14 protein-coding genes and 1 tRNA gene are annotated in these 21,311 nt (G+C 74.4%); 7 read left to right on the top strand and 8 right to left on the bottom strand.

What is annotated here, in order from left to right; genetic code table 11:
* Nucleotides 1–219: 219 nt before the first annotated feature.
* Nucleotides 220–2,601, bottom strand: coding sequence for a ribonuclease R (rnr, locus tag WME98_RS22015; protein ID WP_437953063.1), 2,382 nt, complete (start codon nucleotides 2,599–2,601; stop codon nucleotides 220–222).
* A gap of 92 nt (nucleotides 2,602–2,693) precedes the next feature.
* Here rnr and WME98_RS22020 point away from each other — a divergent pair, with 92 nt between their 5' ends.
* Entirely contained in the window at nucleotides 2,694–4,073 is a 1,380-nt protein-coding gene (locus WME98_RS22020; RefSeq protein ID WP_437953064.1) for a vitamin K epoxide reductase family protein, read from the top strand.
* A gap of 58 nt (nucleotides 4,074–4,131) precedes the next feature.
* Nucleotides 4,132–5,313, top strand: a complete 1,182-nt coding sequence (gene add, locus WME98_RS22025) for an adenosine deaminase (RefSeq protein ID WP_437953065.1) — start codon at nucleotides 4,132–4,134, stop codon at nucleotides 5,311–5,313.
* A 54-nt stretch (nucleotides 5,314–5,367) separates the two neighbouring features.
* Here the strand turns inward: add and nadE are convergent, their stop codons facing one another.
* Both nadE and WME98_RS22035 read right to left on the bottom strand, forming a co-directional pair.
* Nucleotides 5,368–7,287, bottom strand: coding sequence for an NAD(+) synthase (gene nadE / locus WME98_RS22030; protein WP_437953066.1), 1,920 nt, complete (start codon nucleotides 7,285–7,287; stop codon nucleotides 5,368–5,370).
* Between the two features lie 11 nt (nucleotides 7,288–7,298).
* Nucleotides 7,299–8,270, bottom strand: coding sequence for a hypothetical protein (locus WME98_RS22035; protein WP_437953067.1), 972 nt, complete (start codon nucleotides 8,268–8,270; stop codon nucleotides 7,299–7,301).
* A gap of 225 nt (nucleotides 8,271–8,495) precedes the next feature.
* Between WME98_RS22035 and WME98_RS22040 the strand changes: the two genes are divergently transcribed.
* From WME98_RS22040 to WME98_RS22050, 3 genes are all read left to right on the top strand, one after another.
* The gene (locus WME98_RS22040) at nucleotides 8,496–9,359 is read left to right on the top strand and encodes a Crp/Fnr family transcriptional regulator (protein WP_061622455.1); all 864 of its coding nucleotides are present in this window, start codon (nucleotides 8,496–8,498) and stop codon (nucleotides 9,357–9,359) included.
* 195 nt (nucleotides 9,360–9,554) lie between these two features.
* Nucleotides 9,555–9,637 (top strand) — tRNA-Leu (locus WME98_RS22045).
* 244 nt (nucleotides 9,638–9,881) lie between these two features.
* Nucleotides 9,882–10,664, top strand: coding sequence for a DUF721 domain-containing protein (locus WME98_RS22050; protein ID WP_437953068.1), 783 nt, complete (start codon nucleotides 9,882–9,884; stop codon nucleotides 10,662–10,664).
* On the opposite strand, the gene WME98_RS22055 is transcribed toward WME98_RS22050, so the two are convergent.
* The 4 genes from WME98_RS22055 to purD all read right to left on the bottom strand — a co-directional run bounded on the left by WME98_RS22055 (nucleotide 10,555) and on the right by purD (nucleotide 14,397).
* Nucleotides 10,555–11,403, bottom strand: coding sequence for an FHA domain-containing protein (locus tag WME98_RS22055; protein WP_061626907.1), 849 nt, complete (start codon nucleotides 11,401–11,403; stop codon nucleotides 10,555–10,557). The two genes, WME98_RS22050 and WME98_RS22055, sit on opposite strands and share 110 nt — an antisense overlap.
* 3 nt (nucleotides 11,404–11,406) lie before the next feature.
* Nucleotides 11,407–12,285: an FHA domain-containing protein gene (locus WME98_RS22060; protein WP_437953069.1), complete on the bottom strand. Its 879-nt coding sequence runs from the start codon at nucleotides 12,283–12,285 to the stop codon at nucleotides 11,407–11,409.
* Nucleotides 12,286–12,452: 167 nt separating this feature from the next.
* Entirely contained in the window at nucleotides 12,453–12,902 is a 450-nt protein-coding gene (locus tag WME98_RS22065; protein WP_061626905.1) for a hypothetical protein, read from the bottom strand.
* 202 nt (nucleotides 12,903–13,104) lie between these two features.
* A complete protein-coding gene (purD, locus tag WME98_RS22070; RefSeq protein ID WP_437953070.1) occupies nucleotides 13,105–14,397 on the bottom strand; it encodes a phosphoribosylamine--glycine ligase in 1,293 nt (430 codons plus the stop codon).
* A gap of 322 nt (nucleotides 14,398–14,719) precedes the next feature.
* Here purD and WME98_RS22075 point away from each other — a divergent pair, with 322 nt between their 5' ends.
* Nucleotides 14,720–15,160, top strand: a complete 441-nt coding sequence (locus WME98_RS22075) for a deoxycytidylate deaminase (RefSeq protein WP_437953071.1) — start codon at nucleotides 14,720–14,722, stop codon at nucleotides 15,158–15,160.
* Between the two features lie 79 nt (nucleotides 15,161–15,239).
* Here WME98_RS22075 and WME98_RS22080 read toward each other — a convergent pair whose 3' ends face one another.
* The gene (locus tag WME98_RS22080) at nucleotides 15,240–16,646 is read right to left on the bottom strand and encodes a sigma 54-interacting transcriptional regulator (protein ID WP_437953072.1); all 1,407 of its coding nucleotides are present in this window, start codon (nucleotides 16,644–16,646) and stop codon (nucleotides 15,240–15,242) included.
* Between the two features lie 345 nt (nucleotides 16,647–16,991).
* Between WME98_RS22080 and WME98_RS22085 the strand changes: the two genes are divergently transcribed.
* Nucleotides 16,992–21,287 (top strand): protein kinase domain-containing protein, encoded by a 4,296-nt coding sequence (locus WME98_RS22085; RefSeq protein ID WP_437953073.1) that lies wholly within the window; start codon nucleotides 16,992–16,994, stop codon nucleotides 21,285–21,287.
* Nucleotides 21,288–21,311 lie beyond the last annotated feature (24 nt).

The raw sequence follows: 21,311 nt of genomic DNA on the forward strand, positions 1-21,311 counted from the left end.
GATTGTGGATCTCGCGTCGACGCGCGCTGCGGGCGAACCGAGCAGCGCGCGGCGCGGGCCGGCCTCGTTGGTTTCGAGGGTCTATCTCAGCGATTTCGAGGAGGTTTCGCGCGCTTATCGGCGCGCGCGAGCGCGGCTGATCGGTGTCGCGCGCTCGTGCGTCCGAGCGGCAAAGGCCGGCGGGAATGCCGGCGGAGGGTGGCGCCCCCGGGCGCCCTGCTATCGCTGCTTCTTTCGCCCCTTGGCGCTCTTGCCGCTCTTGCCGCCGTTGCCACCCTTGCCGGCCTTCAGGCCCTTGGCGGGCTTCGTGCTCTTGCTGGTCTTGACACGACGAGTTGTCCGTGCGTCCGCCGCGTCGCGCCGCAGCCGGCGCGGCTTCGACTCGTCCGACATCCCGTCTCCGGCGAGCCGCCGGCCGTAGATGGTGCGCCGGAGGATCGCCACGTCCTCGATCTGCACGAGCATCGCGTCGCCGATCGCGATCCGGTCCCCCGACCGGCGGCCGATGACGCGCAGCCCCTCGTCGTCGATCTCGTAATCATCCCGGCCGAGCGACTCCATGCGGACGAGCACGTCGACGAAGGGATCCTCGATGTTGACGTAAACGCCCGTCCCCACGATGCCCGTCACGGTGCCCTCGAAGGTGTCCCCGAGCCGGGAGCGCATGACGAGCGCGCGGTGCAGGTCGACCACCTCGCGCTCCACCTCCATCGCCTTGCGCTCGCGCTCCGACGCCACGATGGCCGCCTCGCGCAGCCGCTCGAGCGCCGCCTCGCTCCGGTCGACGCGCTCGCCGCGCAGCACCGCGCGGATCGCGCGGTGGGCGGTGATGTCCGGGTACCGCCGGATCGGCGAGGTGAAGTGCAGGTACGCGCTCGAGGCCAGCCCGAAATGGCCCACGTTGGCCACGTCGTACACCGCCTGCTTCATGGCGCGGAGCAGGAGCATGTGCAGCACCTGCTTCTGCGGGTGCGCGTCGAGCTTCTTCAGGAACGCCGACAGCCGCTTCGGATCGGCCGCGTCCTCCGGATCGAACGCGAGCCCGAGCTCCCCGCACATCGTCGCGAAGCGCTCGAGCTTCGCCTGGTCCGGGGGCGCGTGGTACCGGAACACGGTGGGGATGCCCTGGTCGACCACGAACTGCGCGCAGGTCTCGTTCGCCAGGAGCATCATCTCCTCGATGAGCTGGTAGGCCTTCGCCACCCCGGGGTCGTGGCTGCGCTTCTGCACGTCGACGGGCGCGCCCGTCGACGGATCGAGCACCACCTTCGCCTCGGGCAGGTCGAGGTCGAGCGCGCCCCGCCGCATCCGCCGGCCGCGGAGCAGCCGGGCGAGGTCCCACATCACCTGGAGGTCGTTCCGCAGCGCCTCGGCCTCCGGGCTGCGCGGCGGATCGGGCGTGAAGCCGAGCGCGCGCGCCACGCCGGGGTAGGTGAGCTTCGCGATCGACCGGATGTACCCCTCGATGACGCGGGCGCGCCGCACCGTCGCGGTCGCGTCGAGCTCGACCTCGACGCACAGGCAGAGCCGGATCACGCCCGGCAGGAGGGAGCAGAGGTTCGACGACAGCGCCCGCGGCAGCATCGGGATCGCGCGATCGGGCAGGTAGATCGAGTTGCCCCGCCCGAGCGCCGCCTGGTCGAGCGCGCTGCCCGGCCGCACGTAGTGCGACACGTCGGCGATCGCGATCCAGGCCCGGTACGAGCCGTCGTCCTCGCGGATCACCCAGACCGCGTCGTCGTGGTCGCGCGCGTCCTCCGGGTCGATCGTCGGCATCGGCAGGTGGGTGAGGTCGGTGCGCCCCTCGAGCGCCTCGGCCGGCACCTCGCCCCCGAACGCCTCGGCCTCGGCGATCGCCTCCTTCGTGTGCTCCTCCTCGATCCCCTCGCGCAGCAGGATCTTGGCGACCTCCACGTTCGGGTCGCCGGGCGTCCCGAGCACGGCCTCGAGCACGCCCTCCGGGTTCTCGTCGGGCAGGTCCGGGAAGCGGGCGATCGACACGACCGCCGCGGCGCCGTCCTCCGCGTCGGGCGGCGCGAGCGGCCCGCCCGGCTCGCGCGGCACGATCACGATCGGCCCGCGGACGCGCCCGTCGTCCGGCTCGAGCCAGGCGCTCCTGCCTCGCCGCCTGAGCACGCCCGCCACGCGCGCGTGGCGCCGCTTGACGACGCGGACGATCTCCCCCTCCACGCCGCGCCGCGAGCGCGTCGCGATGCGCACCGCGACGGTGTCGCCGTGGAGCGCGCCGCCCATCGCCTCGGGCGAGATGTAGACGTCCTCGGCCGCCCCTCCGAGCGACACGAACCCGAAGCCGCGCGGGTGCACGGTCAGCGTCCCCTCGTGCTCCGCGCCGCGCGCCTCGACCTGCTGGCGGCTCACGCGGAACCGCTGGCCGGGGAGGGCGACGATGCTGCCCTCCGTCGACAGCTCCTCGAGCAGCCGCTGCAGCTTCGTGTAGCGGCTCGGCTCGACCCCGAGGCGCTCGGCGATCTCGTTGGCGTGCAGGGCGCGCTTGAATGACGACAGCAGGCCGACCACGGCCTCCCGGCGGCGCGCGCCGGAGCCGGTCGTCGGGGAATCTCCGCGAGATGAGGAACGCATGAAACTCGACTAGCACGAGTCTCCTCTCGCTGGCTGTCGCCGCCCGGGTCCGGTATGCCTCGAACCCACGCCTCTGGCGCCGCCACGGACCGATGCTGCTGAACTCGATCGCCCTGCTCCTCGCGCTGATGCTCCTCGTCTTCCTCGCCGGGAGGGGCAACGTCTTCGCGGTGCGTCCGGCGCGCGACAGACGCGACGCGCGTGAATCCTCGGAGGCGCATCGGGCCGGCCCCGAGGGGCCCGCGACTCAGGCGGCGGGGCCCGCGACCTCGACCGGCGAGGCGCAGGCCGGGCGCGCCCGGTTCGTCGTCACGCTCTTCCGGCTCGCGCTGTTCGTCGCCATCGCGGCGAGCGCGGCGCTCGTCGTCGAGTACCAGAACGCCGGCGACCCCGCGTTCTGCGGCGTCAGCTCGGGCTGCTTCGCCGTCCGGGTGTCGCCGTACAGCCGGCTGCTCGGGGTCCCGCTGCCGAACCTCGGCCTCGCCGCCTTCAGCACGCTCCTCGCCGCCTCGCTGCTCGCGCGGGAGCGGTGGCACCACGTCGCGATCGCGGCGGCCTCGGCCGCCGGCGGCCTCGCCGCCACGGTGCTCCTCGGCCTGCAGGCCTTCGCGATCGGCGCGTTCTGCGCGTGGTGCGTCGCGGTCGACGTCGCGGCCATCGCCGCCGCGGTCACGTCCGCGCTCGTCGCCTGGCAGGCGTGGCGCATGCCGCGCGCCGCGTTCGAGCGCGCCGCGCAGGGCGGGCTGCCCGGCACCACGGTGTGGGGCGCGGCCGCCGTCGCGGCGATCGGCCTGCCGTTCCTCTGGGGCAGCTACCCGGTCATCCCGCCGCTCCCGCCGGAGCTCGCGTCGCTGCAGGAGCCCGGCAAGATCACGGTCGTCGCCTTCACCGACTTCGAGTGTCCCTTCTGCCGCCGGCTCCACCCCGAGCTGAGCCAGATGGAGGAGCCCTACGGCGACCGGCTGCGCCACGTGCGCAAGATGGTGCCGCTGCCCAGCCACCCCGGCGCGCTCCCCGCGGCGAAGGCCTACGTCTGCGCGCCCCCGGACAAGCGCGAGCAGGCCGCGGCGCTGCTCTACAGCGCGTCGCCCGGCAAGCTCACGGACGACCGCGTCGCCTCCGTCCTCGCGCCGCTCGGGCTCCCCGCCGACTTCGAGGCCTGCCTCGCCGCGCCGGAGACCCAGGCCACGATCGACGCGGACGTCGCGCTGTATGGGCGGATGGAGGCGCGCGGGCTCCCCGCCACCTACGTCGGGCGGCGGCTCGTGGTCGGCTACAACCCCGATCGCCTCCGCGATGCGCTGCGGCGCGAGGCCGCCGGGGATCCGCTCAGCCTGCCGCTCCCGCTGCTCTTCGTCGCCCTCTTCGGCGTCTCCGCGGCCGCCGTCGTCGTGGGCAGCCGGGATCGTTCGCGCGGCGCGTCGGGCGGGTCCGCGCCGCCCCCGTCATCGGCGGCGGCGGCGGCACCGTAAGCCGCGCCGCGCCCGCCCGCCGCCTTTCGCGGCCGGTCGGCGGGTGACAGAATAGCTCATGAGTGATCATCCCGAGCTAGCCGGCAAGCTCCCGCTGGAGTTCTTCCGGCAACTACCCAAGACCGATCTGCACGTCCACCTCGACGGCTCTTTGCGCCTCGAGACGATCATCGATCTCGCCCGCAGCAACCGCGTCGAGCTCCCGACGTACGAGCCGTCGGAGCTGCGCCGGGTGATGAACCTGGGCCAGAACTGCGGCTCGCTCGTCGAGTACCTCAAGGCGTTCGACATCACGCTGCGCGTCCTCCAGACCGAGGAGGCGCTCTACCGCGTCGCCTACGAGCTCGCGGAGGACGCCGCGCGCGAGAACGTCCGTTACATGGAGGTCCGCTACTCGCCGATGCTGCACACCCGCCTCGGCCTGCGCCTCACGAGCGTCGTCGAGGCGGTGCTCTCGGGGCTCAGGGCGGCGCGCGACGCGCTGGGCATCGAGAGCAACGTCATCGTCTGCGGCATCCGGAACATCTCGCCGGAGTCGTCGCTGGAGATGGCGGAGCTCGCGGTGGCCTACAAGAGCCGCGGCGTGGTCGGGTTCGACCTCGCCGGCGCCGAGTACGACCACCCGGCGAAGCACCACAAGGCGGCGTTCCAGCTCGTGCGCCAGAACAACATCAACTGCACCATCCACGCCGGCGAGGCCTACGGCCCCGAGTCGATCGCGCAGGCGCTGCACGTCTGCGGCGCGCACCGGATCGGCCACGGCTGCCGCCTGCGCGAGGACGGGGGCCTGCTCCACTACATCAACGATCACCGGATCCCGCTCGAGTGCTGCCCGTCCTCGAACGTGCAGACCGGCGCCGTGCGCGACCTCGCCTCGCACCCGCTCAAGCTCTACCAGAGCCTCGGGCTGCGCGTGACCGTCAACACCGACAACCGGCTCGTCACCGACACGACGGTGTCGCACGAGCTCTGGCACTGCCACACGAAGATGGGATTCGGCCTGAAGGAGATCAAGTCGACCATCGTGGCCGGCTTCAAGAGCGCCTTCTTGCCGTTCCACATCAAGCAGGGCTACCTCCGCCGCGTCACCGAGGAGCTCGAGCGCTTCTCCGCCGACGGCTCGATCCGCCCCGCCCCGCCGCCGGCGCCCCCGGGCCACGAGATCCTCGAGCTCACCCCGATCGACGGGAAGGACGGCCGACAGGCGGCGCAGACGCCGGTCGAGAAGGCCCCCAACTGACGCGCTGGCCGCCCCGCGCGGCGAGGGCGGCCGCGGGGCGCGCCCGGGCGGGGCTCAGCCGCCCTTCCACTCGGTCCGCTGCACCACGGGCAGCTGCAGCGCGCGCTCCCGGTCGAGATCGAGCGAGCCGAGGTGGATCGCGATCGGCGACTGCACCCACTTGAAGATCGATCTCGAGAACAGGGTCGCGAACTTCTCGGCCCACGCCGCGAGCGCGGCGGGGTCCTTGTCCGGGAACAGGCTGGGGAGCGCGGCGGCCAGCTCGTCGGCGGCGAGCTTCTCGGCGCCGTAGAGGTAGAGGCACGCGTCGAGCACCTCGAACGGCATGAGCTCGGCTTCCCCCGACTGGTTCTCGGCGAGCTCCGGCCCCGCCGTCGTGGCGAGCGTCTGCTGGATCCCCTTGAAGCCGAAGCGCTGCGAGAGGCGCTCGATGAGCGCGATGACCACGGTCTTCGGGAGGTTGGCGATCACGCTGAACGCCCCCTCGAGATCGCCGCCCACCGTAGTGTAGCCGAGCGCCTTCTCGCTCATGTTCCCCGTCTGCAGGAACAGCGCGCCGCTCGTGTTCGCCCAGTTCCACATGCGCCCGCCGCGGATGCGGGCCTGCACGTTCTGCCGCGTGAGCTCGGTGAGCTGCCGGCCCTCGCCGACCATCGCCTGGGCGGCCTCGAGCTCCCGGGGGAACGCGTCCTCGATCGGGATCACCGCGAACGAGGCGCCGAGATCGTCGGCGATCTGCGCGGCGGCCCGGTGCGTCGCGTCGCTGGAGTAGCGCGACGGCATGAAGAACGCGTGGAGCGACGCCTTCATCTGCGCGCGCAGCGCCTCGCCCTCGAGGCCCGGGTGGAGGAGCTGCACCGCGCGCCAGGCGACGAGCAGCGTGAGGAGCGAGTCGCGGCCGCCCGAGAGCGCGAGGCCGATGCCTTTGAAGGCGCCGATCTTGCGGTAGTAGTCGGCGACGCCGAGCGCGAGCACCTCGTAGAAGTCGTCGAGCAGCTCGTCGCGCGCCGAGATCGCCGGCAGCGCCGCCGAGGGCAGGAACGGCGTCGTGCCCGGCGGCGGGGCGGGGTAGGCGAGCCGCGAGCGGTCCGCGGTCTGCCCGGTCGCCCGGAGGACCTCCACCATGTGCGGGGAGGCGCGGCGGAACTCCTCGAGGTCGCTGCGCCAGGTGCTCGCCTCGCGGCGGCAGCGCGTCGTCCGGTCGAGGTCGACCACGGCCGCGGCGTACCCCTCGCGGAAGCGCGGCGCCTCCAGCATCGGGCGGCCGTTCTGGTTGATGAACCCGCCGCCGTCGAAGACGAGGCCGTCGTTGCCGCCGACCAGGTTCGCGTAGGCGATGGTGCACTGGTTGTCGGCCGCGCGCGTCGCGATCATCTCGCGCCGGGTGCCCGTCACCCCGGCGCGGAACGGCGACGCGGAGATGTTGCAGACGATCTCGGCGCCCGCGTAGCAGCGGCGCCGCATCGGCCCGTCGGGCGACCAGATGTCCTCGCACACCTCGACGGCGATCGTCCCGAAATCGAAGGCGAGGATGCGGTCGCCGCAGATCACGCCGTCGGCGTCGAGCTCCATGAACGGCATGCCGCGCGAGAACGTGCGCGCCTCGTAGAAGATGTTGTACGTGGGCAGCTTCTCCTTCGGGGAGAAGGCGAGCACCTGGCCGGCGTGGACGATCGCGCCGGCGTTGAAGAGGTCGCCCCCCACACCGACGGTCACGCCGATGACGAACACGGTGCGGAGCGACGCGGTCTCCTCGGCGAAGCGGCGGAGCTCGCGCTGCTGGCTCGCGACGAACGCGGGCCACTGCACGAGGTCCTCGGACGCGTAGCCGCCGATCACCTGCTCCGGGAAGACCGCCAGGGTGACGTCGTCGCGCGCCATCGAGCGGGCGAGCGCGAGGCACCGGTCGGTGTTCGAGCGGACGGCGCCGACGGTCGCGTTGACGTTGGCGATTCCGATCTTGACGAGTCGCATCGGGCGGCAGCCTAGCGCGGCAGCACGGCGCTGAGCAGGGCGAAGAGCTTGTCGATCTCCCCGGGCGTCACGCGCCGGTTCGCCTTCACCCGGTCTCCCTCGGCGAAGAACTCGACCGGGTCGACGACCCGGACCGTCACGACGGCGATGCGGAACGAGGTCGCGCGCTCGATCTCCGCGTTGAGGAAGGCCGCGTCGCGGGCGGCGTCCTCAGGGCTCTGGCTCGCCCCGTCGAGCGCGACCGTGGCGCCGCCGTCCTTGGTCAGCGTCACGGCGGCCTCGAGCGATCTCAGCGTCGGCGGCACGCGGGGCGCCTCGCGCGGCCCCCGCAGCGTCCGCGCCGGGTCGATGGCCGCGGCGAGCGCGGCCTCGTCGCCGACCGGCTCGGGGAAGCCGCCCGTGCCGATGAAGCGCCGCGCCTCGCGTGCCCGCGAGACCGGCAGCACCACGAGGAAGTTCGGCTCCACGGTCGCCACCACGCGCGTGTGCCCCTTGAGGGTCACGCGCACGGCCGGCACGCCGAGCCCGCTCTCCTCGGCGCCCGGCGGCTGGCTGCGCGAGAGGAGCGTGTCGAGCCCCGTCTTCAGCCGCTCCGGCGGCACGTTGTGCTCGAGGACGATCACCGCCTCGTGGGCCGCGTCCGTGCGCGGCGCGGTGATGAAGGCGCGCTCGAGGTCCCGCTCCGGATCGAGCCCCGTGCCGGTGAGCACGGGTCCCCACAGATCGAGCGCCGCGAGCCGCGCCATGATCGGGTGGCCTCGGGTCCGGTCGGCGAAGACGAGCACCGAGACTTTCCCCCCGGCGATCGACTGCGCGATCGCGGCCGCGTTGCGCGGCTTCGGCGGCGGCGGCGCCTCCACGCCGACCGGCGCCGCCGAGGGCGCGGAGCCGCACGCGACGGCGGCGAGGGCGAGGCCGAGCGCGAGGAGCCGCAGCGGCAGGAGGCGCACCGCGGCGAAGAGCCCTTGACGAACGGACGGCATCACCCATGCGACGTTACCGGCACCCACCCGATCCCGCCAGCGGGGCAGGCCTCCCCCGCGGGCGCGCGCCGCTCGGCGAGGCGGCCATCCCTCTTCCTCGCGACGGGACCTGGAGTAGGATGCCCCTCCCGCGGTCCACGCCGAGCTCGTGCGCGCCGCATGGATCCGTGTCTCGCAACGCGGCGGACGCGGAGCCCGACCCACGTTGAAGAGGAGTGTCACCCCATGGCGGTCCGTCCATCCGACCTGCACGCGATCCCCCTGTTCGAGAGAATCACGGAGGACCACCTCGACGAGCTGATGAGGGCGTTCCAGCGCCAGGAGGTCCCGTCCGGCCACGTGCTCTTCGAGGCCGGGAGCGCGCCGGCGCACCTGTTCCTCCTGGTCCAGGGCGAGGTCGCGCTGCTCGAGGGGGGCGAGACGCGCTTCCGCCTGAGCCCCATCTCGCCGATCGGCGAGCTCGGCGCGCTCACCGGCTTCCGGCGGACGACGACCGCGGTGACGACGCAGCCCTCGGAGATCTGGCGCATCGGCGTCGCCGAGCTGCAGGACTTCTTCGAGGGGCACGGCGACGTCGCTTACCCGTTCTACAACAACCTGCTCAACGTCGTGGCCGGCAAGATCCGCCGCGACGCGCGGCGGCTCGAGGAGGTGCGCGCGAACCTCATCCGCACGCAGCGGGCGATGAAGCGGCTGCTCGAGCTCGTGCTCGACAGCGAGGAGACGCCGCTCAGCAAGGTCATCTGCGCGACGCTCGAGGAGCTCATCGAGAAGAACCGGCGCTCGCACTACATGGTCGAGCCGGCGCACACGCTGAAGAGCTCCGTCCGCCTGGACAGCGGCGCGCTCGTCCCCGTGGTCGAGCTCTCCGACGGCTGGCTGCGCCTCGCCGGCCTCCGCGACGCCGCGAAGGGCGCGCACTGGAGCGGCGTGCTCATCCTGCCCGCGCGCGAGATCCCGGTGAGCGGGACCATCGACGCGATCGACGATCACGGCGCGCTGGTGAGGCTCGATCTCCTGATCGACGAGTACGCCGCCGCGCTCCAGGACTACCTGACGCGCCTCCAGATGCTGGATTTCGTGGTGTGATCTCGCGCCGCGCGGCCGCGATCCGCGGCCGCCGCGCGCCTTCGCCGCGCCTCGCCCGCCGCTCCCCCGCGCGCGTCGCCGCGCCTCTACCGCGCTCCGATCGCCCTCAGACCGCGATCGGACGGTCGACGACCGTTGCCAGGATCGCGCCGGGTGATCTACGGTTCCCGGAGCGCACGCTCCTCGGAGCGCTGAGCCGAAGTGGCGGAATGGCAAACGCGGCGGATTCAAAATCCGCTGTCCTCACGGGCTTGTGGGTTCGAGTCCCACCTTCGGTACCGATGCGGAATCCCTGGACGAGGCGCCTCTGCGCGGATCTCGTCCTCTGCGGGCGAGCGCGCTTGCGGCTCCGGGCCGTTCCGGCGGGGTGAGGCGCCTGCGATCGATCGTCGGCTGTCCTGGTCGCAGGGCGGCGGGGCGGGGCCAGCGCGCGGCGGGGGCCGGCCGTCCGCGACGTCGGGCGAGTCGGAACGCCGCGGTCCGCCGGAGCAAGCCGCCGTCGGGCTGCTACGCTCGGCGCGCATGTCGCGTCGGAGCGGAGGTATCGAGCGGCTGGGCGCGCTGATCCAGCGGGCGTCGTCGCTGGCGGCGCCGACGGAGGTCGACACCGCGCCGATGCCGTTCCGCGATTGGGAGGCGGCCGTCGGGTCCCGGATCGCCGCGCGCGCGCGGCCGCTCAAGCTGGAGCGCGGCGTCCTTCACGTGCGCGCGGCGAGCTCGACGTGGGCGCAGGAGCTCTCGATGCTCGGCGACGTGATCACCGCGCAGCTCCGCGCGCGCGGCCTCGCGGTGCAGTCGCTCCGGTTCCGCGTCGGCAAGGTGGAGCCGGTCGCGCGCCCGCCGTGGCGCGAGGAGGTCCGCCCCGCGCCGAAGGAGGCGCCGCTCCCGTCCGAGGTGCGGCGGGAGCTCGGGAAGGTCCCGGATCCCGAGCTGCGCGACGCGATCGCGAAGGCCGCCGCGAGGAACCTCGGCTGGCAGCAAGCCGAGGGGCGCGCGAGCGCGAGCGCGCGCCCTCGCAACGAGCCGCCGGCCCCCGCCGCGGCCCCGCCGCAGCCCTCCCGGGCGCCGGCGCCGCCGACGTCGTCGCCCTCTCGGTCGACCTCGCGCGCAGCCGCTCGCGACGCCGCGCCGCCCGCCCCGCGCGCGTCGCCGCGGGCCGCCGCGCCGGCGACCGCGGCGCCGGACGACGAGGCGGCTACTTCGCCGCGACCAGCCGCTCGAGACCCTCGATCCGCTGCATCAAGAACCGCTCGGTCGGACCGAACGAAGGAGCCATCCGGCGCAGGTCGTCGAGGTAGATCCTGAGCGGCTGGATATCGAGCGACTTCACGCGGCGGACCACGGTGTAGAGCTCGTCGACGACGGGGCCGGGCAGCGGGCGGCGCGCGATCGTGAAGAGCTCGAACGCGTAGTTCACCCACGTGCCCTTGGTCGTCGCGCCCGCGAGGCGGGCCGCGTAGCGCGCGGCGAGCTCCGCGGCCGGCATCTCCAGCGGCACGTTCGTCCGCGCGCGGCTCAGGATGTCGATCAGCACGGTCTGCAGGATGCGCTCGGCCTCCTCGCTCCGCCCCATCGCGAGCGCCTTGTCGGCGAGGCTCGCGAGCAGGCGCAGCGACTGGAAGCCCTTGGAGCCGCCGTCGCCCGTCGGGCTCGTGAGCTCCGTCGGGTCGTCCGACATCTTGCGCATCTCGGTCAGCGCCATCGCGCCGAGCGTCGCGGTCGCGCGCCGGAACTCGACCCCGTAGGCGTCGTGGGGCCGCGACTCCTCGCCGCCGTAGAGCAGCATCTCCTGGCTGCCGATGATGATGCGGTCGCCGTCGACCAGCTCGCGCTGGCCGGAGATGCGCGTGCCGTTCACGTACACGCCGTTCCTGCTCTCGAGATCGAGCACGGCCACGCCGTCGCTGCGCACCTGTAGCGTGGCGTGGCGCCGGGACACCAGCGGATCGTCGAGCGAGAGCTGGCAGTCGCCGCTCCGGCCAATCACGAAGGGCCCTTCGGGGAGCTCGAAATCGTGCGCCAAGTACCGGAGGCGGAAAGGCATGGTCTATTTCAGTGCGCCGAGGCGCTCGAGCCCTTCGATTCGCTGGAGGATGAACCGCTCCGCCGGGGTACGTTCTCCCGCACGCTCGCGGAGCCGCTTCGCGTAGCCACGAAGGATGGACATGTCGACGGCCTTCACCTTGCGCAGGACACTATACAGCTCATCGACGAGGTAGGCGGGGAGCAGGAGCTCGAGCCGCGTGTTCAGCTCGAAAATATAGTTGATCCACGACCCCCGGCCGGTGGCGGCGGCGAGGCGGGCGGCGTACGTGCTGGCCTTCTCGACCAGCTCGGGCTGGACGGCCCCGACGCCCTCCTCCCGCGCCTTGGTGAGGATGTCGTTGAGCGACCGCTGGAGGATGCGCTCGGCCTCGTCGACCCGCCCGAGGGCGAGCGCCTTGTCGGCGACGCTGCCGATGAGGCTCAGCGCGTGCACGCGCTTGTCGGGGTGCTGCGGGATCAGCCCGGGCAGCGACCTGCGCGAGGCGATCGCCGTCGCGCCGTCGTCCTCGCCCGAGGACATCTCGCTCATGTCGACCGTGCGCGCGTTCGGCTGCCGGGTCCAGATCGGCGCGCTCCGCGGCGAGTGCGTCGAGCTCGGCTCGATCGCCCCGAGCAGGAACATCTCCTGCCCCCCGATCGCGATCTTGTCGCCGTCCGACAGGATCTGGCGGCCCGTGATTCGGGTCCCGTTGATGAGCACGCCGTTGCGGCTGCCGAGATCCTCGATCGCGACGCCGCCCTCGCCGACGGTCAAGAGCGCGTGCCTGCGCGACACCAGCGGGTCGTCGAGCGACAGCTGACAATCCGCGCTCCGTCCGATGAAGAACTCGCCGAGCGGCACCTCGAGATCGTGGGCGAGGTAGCGCAATCGGATGCCCATGATCGAGCCATACCAACAGCCCAACAGGCCGTCAAAAGCCAGCTTCTGGGCCGCGTTGCAAAGGTTTGCAAGCCCACAAGAACGCCCGTCGGACGCGGACGGCGAAGTCCGCTTTCGTCGTACAGTATCACACCGACGAGGCCCTGCGCGATCGGCCTGGTCGGACCTCAGGGGTGGCTCGAGAGGACCCGGAGCAGCGTGAGGATGAGCCGCGGGTGCGCGAGCAGGCCATAGATCTTGAGGTCTCCGCTGGCCACGAGCCGCGCGAGCTCGCGGAGGGGGCCGCTCTGGCGGCGGTGCAGGAGGCCGAGCTTCGGGAGGCTCAGCCAGCGGTGGAACGCGATGTCCGGAAGCCGGAGCAGCGCCGCCTCGTCGCCGCAGAACGTGACGGAGGGGATGCCGATGGCGCCGTCGTGGATGGTGAGGCGCCCGTGATCGAAGCGCATCGTCATCGACGTGCCGGTGTCCTGCGCGACGACGAGCACCGAGCCGCGCAGCGTCCGGAAATCGGACACGCGCCTCCGGTCGCGGCCGAGGTGCTCGCGGATGAGCCGGCCGAAGTGGGCGGCGAGCGCGTTGTCCTCCGCGCCCGGGGCAAGATCGACGATGGGCTCCATGGTGTCGCGCTCTCGGGTCGGGAGCGGCGCAGCGCCGCCCCCCGTCTCTCTGTCCCCGTCTCTCTGTGGCCGATGCGCTCCCCGGCAAGCCGCGTCGCCGCGCGCACCCGGCGGACGGCCTGGGCGGCGGTGGCGCGCCCTCGTGAAACGATAGGCACGACCGGCGGCCGAGGGTCAAGCGCGGCGCCGCGCGGGCCGCGCCTCACCCGGCGGCGCGCGCTCCGTCCACCCCGATGTCGCGGCGGAGCACCTTGCCGTCGAAGTCGATCGCGCTCACGGCGCGGAACGCGCGCTCCCGCGCCTCCGCGAGCGAGTCGCCCGCGGCGGTGACGGCGAGCACGCGCCCCCCCGCGGTCACGATCGCGCCGTCCCGCTCCGCCGTGCCCGCGTGGTTCACGAAGGCGCCCTCGACCGCGGCCGCGGCGTCGAGGCCGCGGATGACGTCGCCGGTCACGGGCGCCGTCGGGTAGCCGCGCGCCGCGAGGACCACGGTGAGCGCGTGCCGGCCGGGGGCGACGCGCGCCGCCCCGGGGTCGAGCGCGCCCGCCGCGGCCGACGCGCAGAGCTCGGCGACGTCGCCCTCGAGGAGCTCCATCAGCGCCTCGCACTCGGGATCGCCGAAGCGGACGTTGTGCTCGAGCAGGATGGGGTCCCCCGCGGGCGTGATCATCAGGCCCGCGAACAGCACCCCGCGGAAGGGCCTCCCCTCCGCCCGCATGCCGTCGATCGTCGGCCGGAGGATCTCGCGCTCGACGCGGGCGGTGAGCTCGGGGGTGACGCGGGCGCTCGGGGCGAACGCGCCCATGCCGCCGGTGTTCGGCCCGGTGTCGCCCTCGCCGACGCGCTTGTGATCGCGCGCCGCCGGCAGGACGAAGATCGCCTCCCCGTCGCTGATGGCGTGCACGCTGGCCTCCTCGCCGACGATCGCGTCCTCGAGGATCACGGTCGCGCCGGCGTCGCCGAAGCGGCGATCCACGAGCATGTCCTTCGCCGCCGCGAGCGCCTCGTCGACGGTCGCCGCGACGACGACGCCCTTGCCGGCGCAGAGCCCGTCGGCCTTCACGACGATGGGCGCGCCGCGCTCGCGGATGACGCGGGCCGCCTCGTCGAAGGAGCGCGCGATCCGGAACGGCGCGGTCGGGATGCCGTGGCGGGCGGCGAACTCCTTGAGGAACGCCTTCGACCCCTCGAGGCGCGCCGCCTCGCGGCTCGGCCCGAACACGGCGACGCCCGCGGCGGCGAGCGCGTCGGCGGCGCCGGCGCAGAGCGGCGCCTCGGGGCCGACGACGACCAGGTCGACGCGCTCGCGGACGGCGAGCCGGGTCGCCTCGTCGGGCGACAGCGAGGCGAGGTCGGCGCGGCGGATCGGGGCGCGGCCCGGGCCGCCTTGCGCCGTGGTGCCGGCGTTCCCGGGTGCCACGACGACCTCGGCGACCGAGGGCGATCGGGCGAGCGCGCGCGCGAGGGCGTGCTCGCGCCCCCCCGAGCCGAGCACGAGGATGCGGCGATCTGACCGGCGTGGTTTCGCAGTGGAGCTCACGCACGCGCGCTACCACGCGGCGGCCCTCGCTGTCGAGGCGCCTCGCGCGGTCGCCCGTCCGGGAGGGGCTCCGCGGCGCCCGACATCGTGATAGAAGCGCCCGCAGGGCGCGCGGCGCGGCTCGGCCAGGGCCGCGAGCGCGCGCCGCCGGGCCCCCTCGCGCGGGGACCGGAGGGCGGACCCCTGAACATTCTGGAGGGGACAGCGGGCGCGGAGCCTCGGCGTCGATCGGCGTCGAGGGGGCAGCGGGCGCGGATCCCCGCCGTGGAGACGAGCGATGACTCACCGGGCTTCGTGGGATGAATACTTCATGCGCATCGCCGAGGTCGTCGCGTCGCGGGCGACCTGCGACCGGAAGCACGTCGGCGCGGTGATCGTGCGCGACAAGAGCATCCTCGCGACCGGGTACAACGGCTCGATCCGGGGGCTGCCCCACTGCGACGAGGAGGGGCATCTCATCGAGGACGGCCACTGCGTGCGCACGATCCACGCGGAGGCGAACGCGATCATCCAGGCCGCGCGGAACGGGGTGCGGATCGACGGCGCGATGGTCTACGTCACGGCGTCGCCGTGCTGGGGGTGCTTCAAGATGATGGCGAACGCGGGGATCTCGCGGGTCGTCTTCGGCGAGTTCTACCGCGACGAGCGCATCTTCCGGTTCGCCACGGAGCTCGGGATCGAGCTCGCCCCGATCACGCGGCGCGAGACGCCCGCCTGAGGCGTTGCGCGCGGCGGCGCGCGGTCGAGCGAGCCCTCGCGCAATTTGCGCGGCGGCTCGCGCAACGCGCGGGCGACGCTCAGGCCTTGCGCGGCCGCGGCAGCCCGTACACGCGGATGCGCTCCACCAGCGTGCGCCGCGAGATCCCGAGCAGCGCCGCGGCGCGCGTCTGGTTGCCCATGCACTGCTCGAGCGCCTGGACGATGCGCTCGCGCTCGTGGGCCTCCATGGCGTCGCGCAGCCGCGTGGGGCCGGGGCCCGCGCCGTCGAGCGCGCCCTTCGCGCCGTCCGGCACGCCCCTCGCATCCCCGTGCGGGGAGCTCGGGGACGCGGCCGCCGGGGCGGGCGCCTGAGACGGTTGCACCGGAAGGGTAGGCTCATGCGAGGGACGGGTGGGATCGGCCAGCGGGGAGAGGAGCAGGTGCTCCGGCCCGATGGGCGCCCCGTTGGCGAGGATCACCGCGCGCTCGATCACGTTGCGCAGCTCCCGGATGTTGCCTGGCCAGCTGTGGCGCTGGAGCGCGGCCAGGGCCGCGGGCGAGAGCGGGACGGCCGCGGCGCTCGCCTCGCTGGGGAACAGCTCCTTCGCCGTGCGCTCCGCGAAGAGCTGCGCCAGCGCCGCGACCTCGCCGGGGCGCTCGCGCAGCGGCGGGAGGGTGAGGGTCACGCCGTTCAGCCGGAAGTACAGGTCCTGCCGGAACGCGCCGCGGCTCACCTCGGCCTCGAGGTTGCGGTGCGTCGCCGAGATGAAGCGGACGTCGATCTTCGTGGGGGTCAGGCCGCCGACCCGCATCACCTTCCGCTCCTCGATGACCCGGAGCAGCTTGGCCTGGATCGAGAGCGGCAGCTCGCCGATCTCGTCGAGGAACACCGTACCCCCCTCGGCCGTCTCGAGCAGCCCCGGCTTCGCCCGGACGGCGCCGGTGAAGGCGCCGCGCTCGTGGCCGAACAGCTCGCTCTCGAGCAGCGACTCGGAGAGCGCGACGCAGCTGAGGCGCAGGAGCGGCCGGCCCGCGCGCGGCGACGCCCTGTGGATCGACTCGGCGAGCACCTCCTTGCCGACGCCCGTCTCGCCGAGGAGCAGGATGTTGATGGGGCCCTTCGCGACGCGCTCGGCCAGCGCGTAGACGGCGCGCATCGCGTCGTCCTTGACGATGACGTCCTTGCGCGCGCCCCGCTCGCCGTCCTTCTGCCGGAGGATGACGCGCGCGGCGCCCAGGTAGATCACGTCGCCGGGCGCGAGCTCGACGGCGCCGCGCGCGGGCGCGCCCTTGCCGACGTCGATGAGGCGCTCGGTCGCCGCGCTGCTGTGCCGGGAGCGCACGCGCGTCCCGTTGCTGCTGCCGAGGTCCTCGATCCGGAGCGGCGGGCCGAGGTGCAGCACCGCGTGCCGGCGCGACACCGACGAGTCCGGCACGCAGATGCCGGCGTCCTCGTCCCTGCCGAGGACGACGCTCCCGGAGCCCGGCAGCTGCCGCGTGCTCATCGAGCTCTGCGTGATGATCAGGACCTCGAGCGGGCCACCATCGCGGGAAACAAACTCCGGCTCAGCCACATCGCACCCCAGAGTCGCGCCGGGCGCCCGAGGGCGCCCTTCCACTGCATGCGTGCGATCCGTCCCGGGGACCGTTGCGGCAGCTCGCGCAGGACGGCGGCCAGGACCGAGGGCGCGCCTTGCAGGCGGCTGCGTAGCATGGACGCGCGCGCAGGGCGACTGCCGTCGCGCTCGCTTCGCCCGCTCGACCTCCGGCGGCGGCGCAGGGCGACGATCGTCGCCCCGCCGAGGCGGCGCGCTCCCGGCGTGGCGTCGTGGGCGGTAGAATTTGCGCGGATGATCGCGCGAGACCCGTTCGGCTGGGTGGGCAGCACCATCGGCGGCAAGCTGCTGGTGGACGCCGTGGCCGGGGAGGGGGCGTTCGGCGTCGTCTACCGGGCGACGCACCTGGGCTTCCAGGAGCAGGTCGCGGTCAAGTGCTTGAAAATACCCGCGGATCTCTCGCTGGAAGAGCGGGGAGCGCTGCTCGACACGTTCGAGCGCGAGGCGCGGCTGCTGCACCGGCTCTCGCGCCGGACGACGGGCATCGTCCAGGCGCTCGACGTCGCCGCGGCGACCTCGCCGGAGGGCCACTGGACGCCGTACCTCGTCATGGAGTGGCTCGAGGGGGAGACGCTCGCGCAGCACATCGACGCGCGGAGCGCCGCCGGGCGCGGGCCGTACCCCGTCGACGCGGCGATCGAGCTCCTCGCGCCGGCGGTGTCGGCGCTCGCGATGGCGCACGACGAGCGCGTCTCGCACCGGGATATCAAGCCGGCGAACCTGTTCCTCGTCGGGTCGCCCGGCGCGACGACGATGAAGGTCGTCGATTTCGGCATCGCCAAGGTGATCGACGCATCGATGCCGCTGTCGAAGGCGCTCGTCGAGACGGCGCGCTCGGCGACGCCGGCGCCCAGCGGGGCCGCGACCGAGACGACGCAGGAGCTCGCGGCGTCGCGGACGCTGCACGCGTTCACCCCGCTCTACGGCGCCCCGGAGCAGTTCAACCCGAGGCTGGGCGCGACCGGGCCCTGGACCGACGTGTTCGCGCTGGGGCTCATCCTGCTGCAGCTCGCCTCGGGCAAGCAGCCGCTCGACGGGAGCGACTGGGCCGATCTCTACCTCGCCGCCGTCGACCCGCGCAGGCGGCCGTCGTTCGCGGGGCTGGGCGTCGCGGCGAGCCCCGCGCTCGAGGCGGTCATCGCGCGCGCCGTCGCGGTCGAGCCCGCGGCGCGCTTCCGGGACGCGCGGGAGCTCGGCGAGGCGCTCGCGCGCGTCCCGGAAGCGCGCCGCGGCGCCGCGCCGAGGCCCGCCGATGCGCTCTCGGCCACGCTGCCGGACGCCGCCTCCGCGCCCGCGCCGGGGCGAGCGCCGCCCCCGGCCTTCGCGGCGCCCGCGCGCGCCGCGAGGGCCGCGCCGCCGGCGGGCGAGCACCGCGTCTGCACCGTGCTCTCGGCGGAGATCGTGGCCGGCGGCGATGGGCAGGCGCCGCTCGATCCGGAGCAGGAGCTCGAGCTCCGCGAGGCCTGCCTCGCGCTCGTCCGCGCGCGGGTCGAGGGCCTCGGCGGCGTCGTGGACGGCCGTGGCAGCGGCGCCATCTCCGCGCTGTTCGGCGCGCCGCGCGCGAGCGACAACGACGCCGAGCGGGCGGTCCGCGCCGGGCTGGAGCTCGCCGCGATCGACGCGGCGTCGCTCGGCGCAGAGCTGCCGCCGGGGTGCCGGCCGAGGCTGCGCGTGGGCATCAGCACGGGGAGGCTGTTCGTGAGCGGCGCGGCCGCGCCGGGCGCCCCGGTCGACGCCTCCGGCGAGGCCCTGCGGGCGGCCGCGCAGCTCCAGCAGGCCGCCGCGCCGGGCGCGGTGCTGATCGCGCAGCCCACGTTCCGGCAGGTCGCCGGCCTCTTCCAGGTCGAGCCGCAGGGCGGCGACGCGCCGAGCTTCCGCGTCCTCAAGGTCGCGAGCGGATCGATCGCCGGATCCGATTTCCTCGGGCAGGGCACCCGCTTCGTCGGGCGGACGGCGGAGCTGCAGCGGCTCTCCGAGGCGCTGGAGACCGTCGTCGCGGAGCGGCGCGCGATGTTCGTCTCCGTGATCGGCGCGGGCGGCGTCGGGCGCAGCCGCCTCCTGTCGGAGATCCGGTCGATGGCGCCGCCTCTTGCGGGCCCGTGCGTCGTGCTCGGCGCGGCGTGCTCCTCGCTGTCGATGGACGCGAGCTACCACCTCGCCGCGTCGCTCCTGCGCGCCCACTTCCGCGTCCAGGACGACGACGCGCGCGACGTCGTGCTGCGCAAGCTCAGGTCCGGCGTCTCCGGAGCGGGCGCGGGCGAAGGCGCCGGCGGCGCGCCTCATCCGCTCGCCCTGGAGGACGCGCTGGACGAGATCGCGGCCGTGCTCTGCCCGCGCCGCGCGGCGCCGGCCGCGTCCGCGACCGCGATCGTCCCCGACGAGGGCGGTGCGGACGTCAAGAAGCGGGTGGCCGCGGCCGCCGCGGTGCTCCTGCGGGCCGTGGCCGCGCGCGGGGCCGTGGTCGTCCTGCTCGACGACATCCACTGGGCGGACGACGCCAGCCTCGACCTCTTCGACGACCTCGTCGTGCGCCTCTCGGACGCGCCGCTGCTCCTCGTCGGCGCCGCGCGGCCCGAGCTCTACGAGCGGCGGCCGCACTGGGGCGAGGGGAAGGCGAGCCACGCGCGCCTCGATCTCGGCCCGCTGTCGCGGCGGCACGTCGAGGACATGGCCCGCGATCGCCTGCGCCTCGCCGCGCCCTGCTCCGCGGAGGCCGTCCGCGCCCTGGCCGAGCGCGCGGAGGGCAACCCGCTCATTCTGACCGAGACGCTGTACCTGCTCATCGACGTCGGCGCCCTCGAGCGGCGCGCCGGCGAGCCGTGGATCCTGCACGAGGAGAAGCTCGCCCGGCTCTCGCTGCCGGCGACGATCCAGGGCGTCGTCCAGGCGCGGCTCGATCGGCTCGACGGCGAGGCGCGGGCCGTCCTGGCGCAGGCGGCCGTGATCGGCAGGACGTTCTGGAAGGGCGCGATCGACCACCTCCGCGGCGTCGCGCCGCTCGATGGCGGCGCGTCGAGCACCGCGGACGTGCTGCGCCGGCTCCGGGATCAGCAGCTCATCCGCGCGCGCGACGCGTCGACCTTCCCCGAGGACTGCGAGTACGTCTTCGCCGAGGCGGCGACCCAGGAGATCGCCTACGACACGCTCAGCCTCAAGGTGCGCCGCGCGATGCACCGCGCGGTCGCCGCCTGGCTCGACGGCATGTCGGCGGCGCCCCGGGGGCCCGGGGAGGTCGGGGCGGCGCTCGCGGCGCTGCACCACGATCGCGGCGGCGACGCGCGGAGCGCCGCGCTCGCCTACGCCCGCGCCGCGGCGAGCGCGGCGTCGCTCGGGCAGAACGCCGAGGCGCTGCGCCACTTCGAGCGCGCCCGGGAGATCCACGCGCGCGCCGAGGGCGGCCCCGAGGCGAGCGCCGCGTCGGCGGGCGGCGAGCGCCGGCTGTTCGCGTGTCACGAGCGCGCCGGGCTCCTGCTCGACGCCGGCGACGCGCTCCGGCGGGCAGGCCGCCTCGACGAGGCGGAGCGCGCGTACCACGAGGCGCGGGCGCGGATCCTCCGCGTGGAGCGGCGCGCCTCCGCGCCGCCCGCGCGCGACCCGAGCGCGGCGCTGCTCTGGGACGCGCGCGTCGATTACCGCCTCGCCCTCGCGCTCAAGGTGCGCGGCGCGACGGCCGAGGCGCGCGCGCTCGTCGAGCGGGCGATCGCGCTCGCCGAGCGCGGCGGCGCCGCCCCGGAGGCGCTCCCGATGGTCGGCTTGCTCGCGGCGCTCCACCGGCGCGACGGCGATCTCGACGCCTGCCGCGCGGTCGCGCTCCGGAGCCTGCGCGTCTGCGCGACGCTGCCGCCCGGCGACGGCCGCCGCCGCGAGGCCGCGTCGCAGCTGCTCCTCGCGCTCGGGACGGTGTTCTACTCGCGCGGCCGGCTGGTGCAGGCCGAGCGCTGCTACCGCCAGGCCGCGCGCGCGGTCGACGAGCGCGCGTCCCCAGAGGCGCTGAGCTTCGCGCTGAACGGCGTCGCGGCGGTGCTGTTCGCGCGGGGCGACCTCGGCGGCGCCCGCGAGGTGTTCGCCCGCGCGCTCGCGCTGAAGGAGCGGCTCGGCGATCTCCAGGCGATCGCCTCCGGGCACAACAACCTCGCGGAGGTCGAGCTCCGGCTCTCGCGCCCGCGCGCCGCGCTCGAGCACGCGCGGCGCGCGGTGACGCTGGGCGAGCAGGCCGGCGCGGGCGCCGACCTGCCGGACGCGTACCGCAACCTGGCCGCGGCGCTGCTCGCGGTCGGCCACGTCGGCGAGGCGCTCGAGTCCGGCTGCGCGGCGCTGCGTCTCGCCGAGGTGGGCGGCGGGCGCGTGTACCTCGCCGACGTGGCGCTCGGCCTCGCGACGATCTGCCGCGCGGGCCTGCGCGACGCCGCGACGCGCCCTCGCGCCGAGGCCGCCGTCGCGCAGCTCTCCGCCTCGCTGGCGGCGCATTTCGTGGAGGGCGAGCTCGCCGCGCGGGCGCGCGAGTGCCGCGCGGTGCTCGCGGGGTCCTGAGGGGCCGCGCCTCTTCTCGTTGGG

The organism is Sorangium sp. So ce296 (assembly GCF_051529605.1).
Lineage (GTDB): Bacteria > Myxococcota_A > Polyangia > Polyangiales > Polyangiaceae > Sorangium > Sorangium cellulosum_D.

Excerpts from the sequence above, each read along its gene's own strand:
- WME98_RS22055 (WP_061626907.1), bottom strand. The coding sequence starts at position 11,403 with ATGCCTTTCCGCCTCCGGTACTTGGCGCACGATTTCGAGCTCCCCGAA.
- WME98_RS22065 (WP_061626905.1), bottom strand. The coding sequence starts at position 12,902 with ATGGAGCCCATCGTCGATCTTGCCCCGGGCGCGGAGGACAACGCGCTC.
- WME98_RS22050 (WP_437953068.1), top strand. The coding sequence starts at position 9,882 with ATGTCGCGTCGGAGCGGAGGTATCGAGCGGCTGGGCGCGCTGATCCAG.
- add (WP_437953065.1), top strand. The coding sequence starts at position 4,132 with ATGAGTGATCATCCCGAGCTAGCCGGCAAGCTCCCGCTGGAGTTCTTC.
- WME98_RS22085 (WP_437953073.1), top strand. The coding sequence starts at position 16,992 with ATGATCGCGCGAGACCCGTTCGGCTGGGTGGGCAGCACCATCGGCGGC.
- WME98_RS22035 (WP_437953067.1), bottom strand. The coding sequence starts at position 8,270 with ATGCCGTCCGTTCGTCAAGGGCTCTTCGCCGCGGTGCGCCTCCTGCCG.
- WME98_RS22075 (WP_437953071.1), top strand. The coding sequence starts at position 14,720 with ATGACTCACCGGGCTTCGTGGGATGAATACTTCATGCGCATCGCCGAG.
- WME98_RS22040 (WP_061622455.1), top strand. The coding sequence starts at position 8,496 with ATGGCGGTCCGTCCATCCGACCTGCACGCGATCCCCCTGTTCGAGAGA.
- rnr (WP_437953063.1), bottom strand. The coding sequence starts at position 2,601 with ATGCGTTCCTCATCTCGCGGAGATTCCCCGACGACCGGCTCCGGCGCG.
- WME98_RS22060 (WP_437953069.1), bottom strand. The coding sequence starts at position 12,285 with ATGGGCATCCGATTGCGCTACCTCGCCCACGATCTCGAGGTGCCGCTC.
- WME98_RS22020 (WP_437953064.1), top strand. The coding sequence starts at position 2,694 with ATGCTGCTGAACTCGATCGCCCTGCTCCTCGCGCTGATGCTCCTCGTC.
- nadE (WP_437953066.1), bottom strand. The coding sequence starts at position 7,287 with ATGCGACTCGTCAAGATCGGAATCGCCAACGTCAACGCGACCGTCGGC.
- WME98_RS22080 (WP_437953072.1), bottom strand. The coding sequence starts at position 16,646 with ATGAGCACGCGGCAGCTGCCGGGCTCCGGGAGCGTCGTCCTCGGCAGG.